Raw genomic sequence first — 13,727 nt, 5'->3', positions numbered from 1 at the left:
TCATGTATAAAATGACAAGAACAGTTTGGCGGTTGATTCTTTGTTTTTCATCAACGAAGAGACAATCGTCCTCATGATTCGTTAGTAAAAGATGAATAGTCCAAAGTACTCTTTCTTGATGCTTTGTTATTTTATGTTTTTGTTTGCAGGAAACTACTGAAATCGCTATACTAAATTTATGTGAATATACTAACAGACAATCAATTTTTTATCTCTTTTATTGGTGTATAAATTGATTGAACATTATAATCATTTGTCTTTTGTTGTGTAATTTTATATCTTCTTGAGAAAGGGATGAGTGAACAAATGGCTATTTATATATTAGAAGACCAAATTATTCAAGCAAAAGCGTTAGAAGCATTGGTAACAAATATCCTACATTCAAGAAATATTTATAATGAAACAATCCATTTATTTTCACGTTCAGATGAATTATTACAAGTGGCACACCAGGACGCCCAACTAAATATCTTTTTCCTAGATATTCAAATGAACAATCATATCCAGGCAGGATTTGAGGTTGCTAAAGAAATCAGAAAAACAGACAGTGAAAGTCTGATTGTATTTATTTCTACTCACACAGAATTAGTTTTAACTTCCTACAAATATATGGTTTCAGCTCTTCAATTTATTCAAAAGAACGTGGATTTTCTAGATTTCCAAAAAGAGGTCGAAACATGTGTCGATGCATATATTCAACAAAAAGAAGATATAAAGACAAAAAGTGAATATATTATCATTAACTTAAAAGCGTCTTCTATAAAAATGGATATTAATGATATTTATTTCTTTCAAACGGAATATGATCATCGTGTATCAATGGTTGGTAAAAATTTTAAAAGAGAATTTTATGGAACGTTATCAAAAATTGAACAACTGCATCCAGATTTGATTAGAGTCCATCAATCAATCATCATCAATAAAAAATATGCGTCAAAATTAAATTATAAAACGCATCTTTTAACTATGAGAGACGGAACGGAAGTACCAGTCTCAAGAAGATATTATACTCAGGTCAAGGCGCTGTTTCTTACTTAGGGAGGGATAATGACCAATTAAGGAATTATCTATCTATTAGTCGCTATATTCGTTATAATTTAGTGCAATACTTGAAGAGGAGGGCGATATGCTAATCGATTGGATTCTAAAAAATATTATGGATATGGATCAGGAAGATCAATCAGGAAAAACACAATGGACAAAGTATTATCTAACCGTTTATTTTTCTGGCTTATTTAATTTTCTGATGATTCTGATTTTATCAGTTTTATTTGGGACGTTAAGCGAAACCTTTATTGTATACGTCGTACTGATTTTTTTACGGCCTGTCGCAGGTGGCTGGCATGCAAAAACTAAATGGCTCTGTCGTCTAGAAAGCATTGTTATCTATGTCGCCATACCATTTGTATTGAAAAATTCTTCTGTGAGCTTACCGTTTATTTATAAAATTCTATTGATTTGCCTCTTAGTCGTATTATTTTATTGGTATGCGCCACAAGGAACAGCAATTGAACCTGTTCAGCCATCTGATTTAAACGTGCTCAAAAAGCAAAGCCTTATAAGGGTGTGTTTACTTATTTTATGTAGTCTGTTTGTCAAAGAAAAGATTGCTTCAGTAATACTCTACGGTCTCGTCATCCAAGGTCTGATGATACTCCCTGTAACAAAAAATTTAATTGAAGGAAGTGTTTTTATGAAATTTGGTAAAAAAATAATTAAAAATGTTATTGAAAAAAGAGTTGCAAAAGTTAGTGATGGTGTGGGAACTAAGCCTAGATTAAATCAAAATTCGCCCAATATATTTGGACAATGGATGGGACAAACTGAAAAACCTAAAAAGAATATTGAAAAATGATTTTGTCGTTATTAGCTACTAACGTTTTGCTTGTATCTAGCTTTATCGTTTTTGTCTTTTTACGAGTAACATTGATTAAGATTGAATGTAAAATACCGTTACTTTCATTGCTTATTGTCATTAATCTTTGTTCGTTTGCGGCATTAATGTTGGGCTACTCTTGGTTGATTTATGCGCTGACAGTCGTTATTTTTACAGGATTTTTACTCATTCACAAAAAGAGGTTCTCAATTTTTAAAGCGATATTTTTATCCGTTTTTACATTGCTTATGGTTTCGTTTATCAATTACACGGAGCAAACGATTTTAAGTGTTTTTTTTCAACAGATTTATCAAAATAAATTATTATGGATTGCCTCAAATGTTCTTCTGTTGCTTATAAATATCTGGATTGCTTTAAAAATTCCCAATAGTGTTTTTTTAAGATTAAATCGTGTGTTAGAAAATAGCCGAATTTTTTTTGGTTGTTTACTTTTATTGTTGATTCTGTTGTTACTTTTTGTGTTTTTGATTTCGCCAGAGATTTCACCTGACTTTATGCGAGGATTTGTCATGGTAAATAGTTCTAAATTGGAGTTATTAATAAGTGTAGGTTTATTTTTAATTCTGATTGGCTTAGTCATTGAAGCTTATTTGGAAGAACAACGTATCAACACTCAATTATTGAATAATTTAACGATTTATACTGAAAAAATAGAATCCATTAACGAAGAGCTAGCGATGTTTCGTCATGATTATAAAAATTTATTGTATAGTTTACAAATTGCTATTTCATACGAAGATATTTTGGAAATCAAAAGAATTTATGAAGAAACGATTGCACCAACCAAAAAAATTATTGATAATGAAGAATTTGAACTTATGAAGTTAAATCGTTTGAAAAATATGGAACTTAAGGCACTCATAAGTATGAAAATTAATACCGCAAAGCAAGCAAAACTAAAAGTGATTGTTGATGTGCCAGAAGTATTTATTCTTGATACATCAATCGACTTAGTGGTTGTGATTCGTTTGTTGGCTATTCTATTAGATAACGCGATTGAAAACAGTGCAAAATCAGAATTGAAAATGTTCGCAATCTCAATTTTCAATAAAAATGAAACACAAGAGTTTGTGATAACAAATAGTGTCCAAGCCGAATTTGATTTTAGGGTTATGAAGAAAACCAAATTTAGTTCTAAAAGTAACCCTGAAGAGCACGGTTGGGGATTGTTATACGTAAAAGAAATTGTTGATTTTTCAGATCAATTTGATTTGCAAACGTCCTTCAATGAAGGATCGGTTACTCAACATTTAATTATTGAAAAAAATCATAACAGTAAAAAAGTTGTTAACGAATGAATTTGTTAACAACTTTTTTACTATGGTATTGAGATATGAGGGGCAATACAGGGAAAAATGTCGGCTGATTAAGGAATTTAGATAGTGCCGGTTAGGTAGTTGTCTATAATGAAAATAGCAACAAATATTTACGCAGGGAAAGGAGCAGTCGTTTAACGGGAAAGATTAGGGAGGATAAAGCAATACTTTTGTTGGGAAAAGAAATAAAAGGAAACTGGGGAAGGAGTTAATCGTTTGATGAAGGGAAATAAAATTTTATACATTTTAGGTACAGGCATCTTTGTTGGAAGTTCATGTCTATTTTCTTCACTTTTTGTAGCAGCAGAAGAACAAGTTTATTCAGAAAGTGAAGTTTCAACAGTTTTATCGAAGTTGGAAAAGGAGGCAATTTCTGAGGCAGCTGCTGAACAATATACGGTTGTAGATCGAAAAGAAGATGCGTGGGGGATGAAGCATCTTAAGTTAGAAAAGCAAACGGAAGGCGTTACTGTTGATTCAGATAATGTGATTATTCATTTAGATAAAAACGGTGCAGTAACAAGTGTTACAGGAAATCCAGTTGATCAAGTAGTGAAAATTCAATCGGTTGATGCAATCGGTGAAGAAGGAGTTAAAAAAATTATTGCTTCTGATAATCCGGAAAATAAAGATCTTGTCTTTTTAGCTATTGACAAACGTGTAAATAATGAAGGGCAATTATTTTATAAAGTCAGAGTAACTTCTTCGCCAACTGGTGACCCCATATCATTGGTTTATAAAGTGAACGCTACAGATGGAACAATTATGGAAAAACAAGATTTAACGGAACATGTCGGTAGCGAAGTAACGTTAAAAAACTCTTTTCAAGTAACGTTTAATGTGCCAGTTGAAAAAAACAATACGGGAATTGCTTTACACGGAACGGATAACACAGGGGTTTACCATGCAGTAGTTGATGGCAAAAATAATTATTCTATTATTCAAGCACCATCACTAGCGACATTAAATCAGAATGCTGTTGACGCCTATACGCATGGAAAATTTGTGAAAACATATTATGAAGATCATTTCCAACGACACAGTATTGATGATCGAGGGATGCCCATCTTGTCAGTTGTTGATGAACAACATCCAGATGCTTATGACAATGCTTTTTGGGATGGAAAAGCAATGCGTTATGGTGAAACAAGTACACCAACAGGAAAAACGTATGCTTCCTCTTTAGATGTAGTTGGTCATGAAATGACACATGGTGTGACGGAACATACTGCCGGTTTAGAATATTTAGGACAATCAGGTGCGTTGAATGAATCTTATTCTGATTTGATGGGTTATATTATTTCGGGTGCATCTAATCCAGAAATTGGTGCGGATACTCAGAGTGTTGACCGAAAAACAGGTATTCGAAATTTACAAACGCCAAGTAAACACGGACAACCAGAAACCATGGCTCAATACGACGATCGAGCACGGTATAAAGGAACGCCTTATTATGATCAAGGCGGTGTTCATTATAATAGTGGAATTATTAATCGGATTGGTTACACCATTATCCAGAATTTAGGCATTGAAAAAGCACAGACTATTTTCTACAGCTCATTAGTAAATTACTTAACACCTAAAGCACAATTCAGTGATGCTCGTGATGCGATGCTTGCTGCTGCAAAAGTTCAATATGGCGATGAAGCAGCTTCAGTGGTGTCAGCAGCCTTTAACTCTGCTGGAATCGGAGCTAAAGAGGATATTCAAGTAAACCAACCAAGTGAATCTGTTCTGGTCAATGAATGAAAAAAATTCCCCAATTAAATAAAAATGGAAAAGGAGTGGCATAATCTTATGAAAAAGTTCTCCATACGAAAAATTAGTGCTGTTTTTTTGTTTCTGATTTTAGTAAGTTTGATAGCTGGTTTTAGCCTCTCTGCAAATGCAGAAGAGTATATCGTTCCTGCCGAAAGTCATTCACGACAAAAAAGATCGTTACTGGACCCTGAAGACAGAAGACAAGAAGTGGCAGATACAACCGAAGCGCCTTTTGCGTCAATCGGAAGAATCATTTCCCCTGCCAGTAAACCAGGCTATATTTCTTTAGGAACAGGCTTTGTTGTTGGAACTAATACAATTGTCACCAATAATCATGTGGCTGAAAGTTTTAAGAATGCCAAAGTATTAAATCCGAATGCCAAAGATGATGCTTGGTTTTATCCAGGTCGAGATGGCAGTGCGACACCATTTGGCAAATTCAAAGTGATTGATGTAGCTTTTTCCCCGAATGCGGATATTGCGGTCGTGACTGTCGGCAAACAAAACGATCGTCCAGATGGCCCAGAGTTGGGAGAAATTTTAACGCCATTTGTTTTGAAAAAGTTTGAATCTTCAGATACCCATGTCACAATATCAGGCTATCCAGGTGAGAAAAACCACACACAATGGTCTCATGAAAATGATTTGTTTACATCTAACTTTACAGACTTAGAAAATCCATTACTATTTTATGATATCGATACAACAGGTGGTCAATCTGGTTCACCAATCTATAATGATCAGTTTGAAGTAGTTGGTGTTCATTCCAATGGTGGCATTAAGCAAACAGGAAATCATGGTCAAAGACTAAATGAAGTGAATTATAACTTTATTGTTAATCGAGTGAATGAAGAAGAAAATAAACGTTTATCCGCTGTGCCAGCAGCGTAAAGAACCATAAAAATACTCGGAATTTCCAGAATCACGGGAAATTTCGAGTATTTCTGTTTTTTAAGATAGTGTAAGTTACGATATAAGTACCTTGTAATTATCGGTTAAAAGCATATAATAGTGCTGAAAAGAAGGCAAATAATCCGATTAAGTTAGTATTTCTAAACCATCATAACTCGTAATGATTTCATGCTTTTGAGATAAAGCCGCCATCTCCGCATAAGACAAGCCGCCATTGTGAGAAAAATGGTTGGCAACGTAAATCGTTTTATCAGTGACGAGTTTTCTTTCTTTTAATTCTGCAATTAATTTTAAATTTTCTTCCCAATTCATATGACTATTGCCAGTTTCGTTTGTTTGACTAGTACAATCTAAAGAAACAATACTAAGAAGTAAGTGGCTCTTTTCAAGATATTCAAACATTTCTGACGTAAAGTAACCTGTATCATGGGTGGATAAAAAAGCATCTTTACCATCGGCTATAACGAAAATAAAACAATCTTCACTGAAATTTCCATGTTGTGCAGGAAGGGGATAAATCGTATAGTTCGCAATAGTAAAACACTTGTAGGGCTGAATAACCTGATAATGTAATCGGGTATTGTCTTGACGACCTTCTAAATCAAAGGCGCGCTGATAAAACGTCTTAACTGCTTCATTTCCATAAACAGTTAAACGATTGGGAACATCTAATGCATAACCAGACATTCGATAAGCCAAATCCTCGCCGTAAAAATGATCGGAATGCCAATGAGAGATTAGTAAAGAGTCAAATTCTGCAAAACACAAGTCATACTGCAACAAGTGTAAATAAGAATCCCCTGGAAAATCAATCAGCAGGACATCATCAATAATTAATTGAGTTTGTGTACGAATTTCTCGTCCTTTTTTCTCTCGAGCGTACTTACATAATTTACAATTACAAAAAATTCCTGGAATCCGTTCTGCTGCACCCGTGCCTAAATAATTGATTTTCATTGGGAGTACCTAACCTTTCTTTGACATTCTTCATACTTAGTAGATAACGCTGAACCTTAAAGGAAATGGGCATGGAAACTGAAACATTTGTTGTGTCCATCTTACCTTTTTTAGAAAAGAATTGAAATGGAATTTCTTAAGTAAATTTGCGTAAAATAGAAAAAGCTAGACGCCTTTTTTAATAAGCTGAATTTGTTGCGAATGTTCATGCTATTTCCGAGAAAAAGTTTTACCAAAGGCACTTTCATATCCATCTGCTATTAGTTATAGAAAAATAACAAGATGGACATAGCTTATTAGAGCAAAAATAACTACGCTATTGATAAAGAGTGAGGCGTGTTTTGAACAGGTTACGTGGGCAAATGAATTTGAATAAAAGGGATGACAAAAGATGACTATTGAAAAATTAGAATATTTTTATACCATTGCAAAATATAATAGTATTTCCAAAGCAGCCTCTGAACTCCATGTTAGTAAATCAACCTTAAGTGCGTCATTAAAAGATTTGGAAAGTGAATTGGGCCATTTACTTTTTGACCGTAACGGGAATTCTTTGACGTTAAATTCCTATGGTGATAAAATCGTCCAATCTGTATATATCATTTTAAACGAGGCCAAGAAAATGAAACTTAATCTGCATGAAATGATTGAGAATCCAGTGATGCGTTTAGGTTTTGGAAATACGTCCTTGATGTATAAAGTGACAGAAAATGAGGATCAACTGAATCGTTTTTGGGAATGTTACCATGGTTCATCGTTTGAGTTATTGAATAAATTGGAGAATCATGAGTTGGATTTTGTGATTACTTCTGCAGATGTGAATAGTCCAGTTTTAAAGAAAGAACAATTAATTGAACTAAAAATGTATCTTTGTGTTTCAAGAGAAATTAAACAAGAAATTGAGGAAGAAGGTTTCATCTGTTTGACCAACTATCCATTTCTATTTTTGCCTCATCACTTAGATCATTTAGAAGCTACCAAGAGTGTGCTAGAAATGTTGCAATTAACAAGTCCGCTTGTTTGTTGCTACGATACGTTGATGCTTACTCGTCTCATTGAAAAAAGTAAAGGAGTTTATGCGGTGATCTCTCTTCGGAAAGAACAACTGCAGGAAATTGATTCTAAACTCTTCTTTTTACCGATTGAACGAAAACAAAAATTTTATTTATACCGAAATGTTTCCAGTTCGGTTTTTGTCCAACCTGGTCAAATCAAGGCAACTTTACAAAAGTTGCTAGAGACTTAGCCATTAAAATTACTTTGGAATAGTTACTAAAAATAGCTTTATTCGCTTAGATTTACTTCTGTTGCGGATAAGGCTATTTTTGATGTTCATTGTTTAAAAGAGATGCTCAATTATGGGACTGTTCGATATTTCTGAACGGAATGTTCAATTATTTAATAACTTAAGAATCGATAAATCGTATCTATTACGGTTCAATTTAAAAGGGTTCTGGTGTATAGTTTGGCTATCTAAAGATTTACTTTTTTAAGTATAAAATAACTAAATGGCAAGCAATATAAAGAACTGTTGATACGTGAGTACTTGCGATAATCGTGTCGTTAGAAGTTTAAGTGTCATTGTTGCTTTTCCTGTTTTATGTAGTTGCTAGAAAGGACTGTTTTTATGATCGATAGAAAAAAAGTTATTTTGTATACTTGTTGCATGAGTTTGTTTGTAGTGACCATGGATGTTACGGTTGTCAATGTGGCGTTACCATCCATTCAAAGTGATTTTCACACGAATCTGTCTACATTACAGTGGGTAACAGATGGGTACACTTTAATGGTAGCATCCTTATTATTGTTATCTGGGTCTACAGCAGACCGAATTGGCCGTAAACGAGTCCTTCAATTGGGCTTAGCCTGTTTTGGTTTAGCGTCTTTCCTATGTGGGATTTCGCAAACCCCAGGGCAATTGATTGCGTTTCGCATGTTGCAAGGGATTGGTGGTTCTATGTTAAATCCGGTAGCAATGTCTATTATTACACAGGTATTTACCGAAAAGTTAGAACGAGCGAAAGCAATTGGCTTGTGGGGCTCTGTTACAGGGATTTCCTTAGGAATGGGCCCGATTATTGGCGGACTGATTGTTTCTTATTTTAGCTGGAGGTATGTCTTTTTTGTCAATGTACCGATCATTGCTGCGGCAATCATCCTTACACAAAAGTTTGTACCTGAGTCAAAAGTAGAGAAGACGGTGAAAAATGATTTTGTTGGTCAAGCATTGATGATTCTTTTTCTATTTAGTTCTATCTATTCCATTATCGGACTACCTAGAAAAGGGCTTTTCGCGCCAGATATTTTAAGTACTGGGATAATCGGCTGCTTAGCCATTGTTATTTTCTTTATTTATGAATATAACATTGACAATCCGTTAATCAATCCGCGCTTCTTTTTATCTATTCCCTTTACATCGGCTTCTTTTTTAGCTATTTTTGGCTTTATCATATATAACGGTTATTTATTTTTAAACACGCTATATTTGCAAGAAATGAGAGGCTTCAGCCCGTTGGAAGCTGGCTTATCAACTATTCCTTTGGCTTTTGTTAGTTTTCTTGTTGCCCCGAGAGCCGGCGAAATGGTAGGGAGAATAGGGACGAAACGTCCTATTATGCTTTGTGGTATTTCAATGTTGGCTGTTAGCTTTTTACAATTATTTGTAACTAAAACAACGCCTATGATTATTTTATTTGTTATTTATATCTTTTTAGGCATTGGGTTTGGGATGTTAAATTCACCGATTACCATTACAGCGATTGAAGGAATGCCATTTTCTCAGTCAGGAACGGCAGCAGCCATTGCGGTGACATGTAAGCAAATTGGCAATTCTTTAGGGGTGGCGCTACCAAGTCTTTTAATTACAAAGCCTATTACTAGTTCCCTTACTCGAACACCTTTTACAAACGTATGGCTTTTATTTGGATGTTGCGCCATTGCGATTATCTTTTTAAGTTATTTATCCAATTCTCCGCTAGCGAAAAAGTCATTGCGCAGAGTTAGGTTTTATTTTTAACAAATCAAGATTTTTTTGAAGGGAAAGGAAGACAAACTTAGATGAAAAAAATAAATAACCGATTAGGACTCTTTTTATTTTTTGTTTTACTCTTTTGGGCAAAAACGATTCTGGCGTATTACCTAGATTTCTCATTGGGCGTTAAGGGCAGTCTCCAACGAGAAATTTTGTGGTTCAATCCAGTTGCTACTACGCTGTTATTATTTGGCTTTAGTTTGTATTTTAAAAAGCATAAAACATTTATGCTTAGCTTAACTCTTTTAAATGTTTTAAATACATTAATTTTATATTTGAATATTATTTTTTATCGTGAATTCACTGACTTTATTACCATCCAATCTGTTTTTGGCTTTTCAAAAGTTTCAGAAGGGATTTCTGGTGATTTACTTGCCTTAATGAGGGTCCACGATGTCTTTTATTGGCTAGATACTTTAGTGCTGCTCGTTTTGGTATTTTACTCTTTTAAACAGCGACGGAATCATCAAGTCTTTATGACTAAACCTATCAACAGAAGATTGGCGATCTCAATTAGTTGTTTAAGTGTCTTGCTCTTTTCGGTTAACTTATTTTTAAGCGAAACCGATCGTCCTCAATTGCTTCAAAGAATTTTTGACCGTAATTATATTGTAAAATATCTTGGCTTGGATGCATTCACAGCCATCGATGGTGTCAAAACAGCCATGTCAAATGAGGTAAGAGCAGAAGCTAGTTCAAACGAATTACCTGAAATCATGAAATTTACCAAGCAAAATAATTTACCGCTTAATCCGCAGTATGCTGGGATTGCCAAAGGAAAAAATGTATTTGTGATTCATTTAGAAAGTTTTCAACAATTTTTGATTAATATGAAAGTCCAAGGCCAAGAGGTTACACCGTTTTTAAATCAGCTCTATCAAAACAAAGCGACAATCAGTTTTGATAATTTCTTTCATGAAGTAGGGCAAGGAAAAACGAGTGATGCGGAGAACATGTTAGAAACAGGAACATTCGGGCTCCCGCAAGGCTCTCTTTTTACACAATTAGGATCAGACAATACTTTCGAAGCGGCTCCCGCAGTTTTAGGACAAAAAGGCTATACAACCGCTGTTTTCCATGGAAATGTGGGGAGTTTTTGGAATCGAGACCATGTGTATAAAAACTTAGGATATCAATACTTTTTTGATCGGTCATATTTTTCAAAAGATGACAAAATGCTAGGTTACGGTATTTTAGATAAACAATTGTTGCGTGAATCAGCTAGTGAGCTTGAGCATTTACAGCAGCCATTCTATGCGAAGTTTTTAACTGTGACCAATCATACCCCTTATTATACGGATGACCAAAACTTCCCGTTTCCTAAATTGAACACAGGCAATTCGATTGTGGATGATTATGTTCGAACAGCGCACTATTTGGATCAATCGCTAGAACAATTTTTCCATTACTTGCAAACAACAAGTTTATACAATCATTCTATTTTTGTTATTTATGGTGACCACTTCGGTATTTCAGATGCGAACAACAAGGACTTATGTAAAGCCTTCAACCGCGATCCAAAAACGTGGACAAACTATGACAATGCGCAATTGCAAAGAGTACCTTTGATGTTTTACATGCCAGGCTATACGCAAGGGAAAATCATGCACGAATATGGTGGAGAAATTGACGTTTTACCGACACTGTACCATCTTTTAGGTGTCGATGATAAAAATTATATCCATTTTGGCACGGACCTTTTATCTCCTCAATATAAACAAGTGGTTCCTTTTAGAAATGGCGATTTTGTAACGCCTCAATTTTCTTATCTAGGTGGGGAAATCTACAATAATCAAGGAAAAAAATTAGACCAAGTTCCAGCAGATTTAAAAGCAGAAGTCACGAAAGATAACGATTGGGTGAAAAAATCGTTAAGTTTATCTGACAAATTAAATCAGGAAAACCTTTTACGTTTTTATAAACCACAAGGATTCCAAGAAGTGCAACCAAAGGACTACAACTATGATGTGGCTTTTGAAAAAAACAAAGTCTTAGAAGTAGAAAAACAAAAAAATGCACAATCAACCAGCTTGTTTAGTCAAAATGGCAATCAAACGACAGTCCAAAATTATCCGACTACGCCATAGATCATTTAAGAAGGATAACTTTTGTAAGGGAAAAAGGATCTTGTATGAAGTGAAGGACAAAAATCATTTTAGATTTTTGTCCTTCGCTTTTATAATAGTTTTTTTAGAGACAATAGTAAATACTGTAAAAGTCACAAAAATGAACCTATTAATAGATAGTTTTAATATACTCAAAGTATTGCTGGTATTTGCGAGAAAAATTATCCATCTCTAATAAATGAAAAATTTGAAAGGCCTCACTAACTTTTTTTGTACCCGCAAGTTGTGCTCCTTTGGCATAGCAAAGCAATCCTTCTAAGAATAAAGCCATTGTTTTTCCGTATAAATCTCGAATTTCTAACATTTCTCGAAACTGTTTCAAATAACTTAGCCCTTCGTTGAGATACTTGTTGTTTACACAGAGAAGGATGGTATTGATGAGTATTTTGCTATATGGAGAATTGTAGCCATCAGAAGCAGAATAAAGATTTCTTTTTTTGAGCAATCGATTGACAATAATTAACAAGGTTTCGATAGGAATTTCGTCCATAATCGTAATGAACATCGTGACTTCCCTACTAGTCCAATTTTCTAAGTTCATCAAGTTTTGAACAATATTAGCTATATTTTCGGCGACGACATTGCCACCCAAACGATAAATAAACAGGTTAATTAATTGAATCGTAATTTCTTCTTCGTGTGGCAGTTTTCCAGTTAAAATCGCTGTTTTATAGTCCTCGAGACTTTTCATATTTCCTGCATGATAAAGTTCGGTAATCTCAAACCAAGTCTGATCTTTTAAAGCTTTCTGATAGTCATTGTGAATATACATAAATTCTTCTAATCGAACATTCAAATTTTTTATGATCTCCATAAATATATCGATGGTAGGGGTACTAATGTTTCGTTCAATTCGGCTGTAATAGCTCAGTGTCACAACTCCTTGGCAAACATCTTTTTGAGTTAACCCTTTGTCTTTTCGAATTTTTCTGATTGTTTGACCATACACGCCAGTTTTCCTCCTTGGTCTCTGAAAGTTTCTTTCTGTTTCCCTATTATACCATCATAGAAAGGTCTTTCTCTAATGAAAATGACTTATAGTACATCTTTTTTTAAAAGGAAAAACATCTTGTGTTATGCTCCAATTCAGGCTAATTATCTTTTAGATGGTTAAGGTCATTTTTTGAAAATTTTAAAAAGGATGGGATAGGATGAAAAAAAGTATTTTATCAACAATAGCAGTACTGGGAGTGACTTTGGGAGATGGAGCAATCAATTCGTATGCCGCTGAAGCGAACCCAACAGCTGAATTGACAAGTGAAGCATCTTTGACAATTCAACCAGGAATCTTAAATTTAGATGCAGTTTCTAACTTTAATTTTGGAGAGCTAACGATTCAAGATGTTGCGGAATCTGATCAAACATTGACTGGAACACCAGAGATAACGAAAGTATCTGATTATCGAGGGCCAAACGAATCCGGCTGGATGTTGTCGTTAAAACTATCAGATATTAAAAATGAAAATAACGTAAAATTACAATCTGCGAAATTGAATTTAGCAACCACACGTGCAAAAGGTGATGCGACAGTTACTGCTACGACAACAATTGATGCTGGCACGACTGAGCCGACACTTGTCGCTAGTGCAAACGGAACAACTGGATTGGCAGCGAATGAATTTGATTTATCAAACACAACGTTAACTTTTCCTAAACAAAATATTAATAGTGGCCGCTACAGAGGGACGGTTACTTGGGTGTTAACAAACGCTTATACCCCTGAATGA

Annotated in this window: 11 protein-coding genes; 9 read left to right on the top strand and 2 right to left on the bottom strand. The window is 34.5% G+C overall.

Translation table 11 applies throughout. The annotated features are described in order from the left end of the window. Positions 1-306: 306 nt before the first annotated feature. The 5 genes from fsrA (at position 307) to sprE (ending at position 5,865) form a co-directional block, all read left to right on the top strand. Positions 307-1,038: a response regulator FsrA gene (gene fsrA, locus AB3I34_RS03745; RefSeq protein ID WP_075582712.1), complete on the top strand. Its 732-nt coding sequence runs from the start codon at positions 307-309 to the stop codon at positions 1,036-1,038. A gap of 88 nt (positions 1,039-1,126) precedes the next feature. After that, positions 1,127-1,855, top strand: coding sequence for an accessory gene regulator AgrB (locus AB3I34_RS03740; protein WP_002377181.1), 729 nt, complete (start codon positions 1,127-1,129; stop codon positions 1,853-1,855). Continuing rightward, complete coding sequence (gene fsrC / locus AB3I34_RS03735) at positions 1,852-3,195, top strand: sensor histidine kinase FsrC (protein WP_085444146.1); 1,344 nt, start codon at positions 1,852-1,854, stop codon at positions 3,193-3,195. Before AB3I34_RS03740 ends, fsrC begins: the two co-directional genes overlap by 4 nt. A 234-nt stretch (positions 3,196-3,429) precedes the next feature. Then, positions 3,430-4,962: a M4 family metallopeptidase coccolysin gene (gene gelE / locus AB3I34_RS03730; RefSeq protein ID WP_080005928.1), complete on the top strand. Its 1,533-nt coding sequence runs from the start codon at positions 3,430-3,432 to the stop codon at positions 4,960-4,962. Between the two features lie 48 nt (positions 4,963-5,010). Beyond that, positions 5,011-5,865: a serine proteinase SprE gene (sprE, locus tag AB3I34_RS03725; RefSeq protein ID WP_085444147.1), complete on the top strand. Its 855-nt coding sequence runs from the start codon at positions 5,011-5,013 to the stop codon at positions 5,863-5,865. 147 nt (positions 5,866-6,012) lie between these two features. Here the strand turns inward: sprE and AB3I34_RS03720 are convergent, their stop codons facing one another. Further along, positions 6,013-6,843, bottom strand: coding sequence for an MBL fold metallo-hydrolase (locus AB3I34_RS03720; protein ID WP_085444148.1), 831 nt, complete (start codon positions 6,841-6,843; stop codon positions 6,013-6,015). 391 nt (positions 6,844-7,234) lie between these two features. On the opposite strand from AB3I34_RS03720, the gene AB3I34_RS03715 reads away from it, so the two are divergent. From AB3I34_RS03715 to AB3I34_RS03705, 3 genes are all read left to right on the top strand, one after another. Continuing rightward, positions 7,235-8,089 (top strand): LysR family transcriptional regulator, encoded by an 855-nt coding sequence (locus tag AB3I34_RS03715; protein ID WP_002408854.1) that lies wholly within the window; start codon positions 7,235-7,237, stop codon positions 8,087-8,089. A gap of 381 nt (positions 8,090-8,470) precedes the next feature. Next, entirely contained in the window at positions 8,471-9,859 is a 1,389-nt protein-coding gene (locus AB3I34_RS03710) for an MFS transporter (protein WP_256891523.1), read from the top strand. Between the two features lie 41 nt (positions 9,860-9,900). After that, the gene (locus tag AB3I34_RS03705) at positions 9,901-11,961 is read left to right on the top strand and encodes an LTA synthase family protein (protein ID WP_002381784.1); all 2,061 of its coding nucleotides are present in this window, start codon (positions 9,901-9,903) and stop codon (positions 11,959-11,961) included. Positions 11,962-12,109: 148 nt separating this feature from the next. Here the strand turns inward: AB3I34_RS03705 and AB3I34_RS03700 are convergent, their stop codons facing one another. Continuing rightward, the gene (locus AB3I34_RS03700) at positions 12,110-12,949 is read right to left on the bottom strand and encodes a helix-turn-helix domain-containing protein (RefSeq protein ID WP_010777706.1); all 840 of its coding nucleotides are present in this window, start codon (positions 12,947-12,949) and stop codon (positions 12,110-12,112) included. 202 nt (positions 12,950-13,151) lie between these two features. On the opposite strand from AB3I34_RS03700, the gene AB3I34_RS03695 reads away from it, so the two are divergent. Then, positions 13,152-13,727 (top strand): WxL domain-containing protein, encoded by a 576-nt coding sequence (locus AB3I34_RS03695; protein ID WP_010777705.1) that lies wholly within the window; start codon positions 13,152-13,154, stop codon positions 13,725-13,727.

Origin of the sequence: Enterococcus sp. C102(2024) (genome assembly GCF_040888205.1) — a bacterium.
In the GTDB taxonomy this organism is placed as follows: domain Bacteria; phylum Bacillota; class Bacilli; order Lactobacillales; family Enterococcaceae; genus Enterococcus; species Enterococcus faecalis.
Note: the sequence above shows the minus strand (reverse complement) of the source record. Positions and strands in the feature narration are given on the sequence as shown.

Excerpts from the sequence above, each read along its gene's own strand:
- fsrA (WP_075582712.1), top strand. The coding sequence starts at position 307 with ATGGCTATTTATATATTAGAAGACCAAATTATTCAAGCAAAAGCGTTA.
- AB3I34_RS03740 (WP_002377181.1), top strand. The coding sequence starts at position 1,127 with ATGCTAATCGATTGGATTCTAAAAAATATTATGGATATGGATCAGGAA.
- fsrC (WP_085444146.1), top strand. The coding sequence starts at position 1,852 with ATGATTTTGTCGTTATTAGCTACTAACGTTTTGCTTGTATCTAGCTTT.
- sprE (WP_085444147.1), top strand. The coding sequence starts at position 5,011 with ATGAAAAAGTTCTCCATACGAAAAATTAGTGCTGTTTTTTTGTTTCTG.
- AB3I34_RS03720 (WP_085444148.1), bottom strand. The coding sequence starts at position 6,843 with ATGAAAATCAATTATTTAGGCACGGGTGCAGCAGAACGGATTCCAGGA.
- AB3I34_RS03715 (WP_002408854.1), top strand. The coding sequence starts at position 7,235 with ATGACTATTGAAAAATTAGAATATTTTTATACCATTGCAAAATATAAT.
- AB3I34_RS03710 (WP_256891523.1), top strand. The coding sequence starts at position 8,471 with ATGATCGATAGAAAAAAAGTTATTTTGTATACTTGTTGCATGAGTTTG.
- AB3I34_RS03705 (WP_002381784.1), top strand. The coding sequence starts at position 9,901 with ATGAAAAAAATAAATAACCGATTAGGACTCTTTTTATTTTTTGTTTTA.
- AB3I34_RS03695 (WP_010777705.1), top strand. The coding sequence starts at position 13,152 with ATGAAAAAAAGTATTTTATCAACAATAGCAGTACTGGGAGTGACTTTG.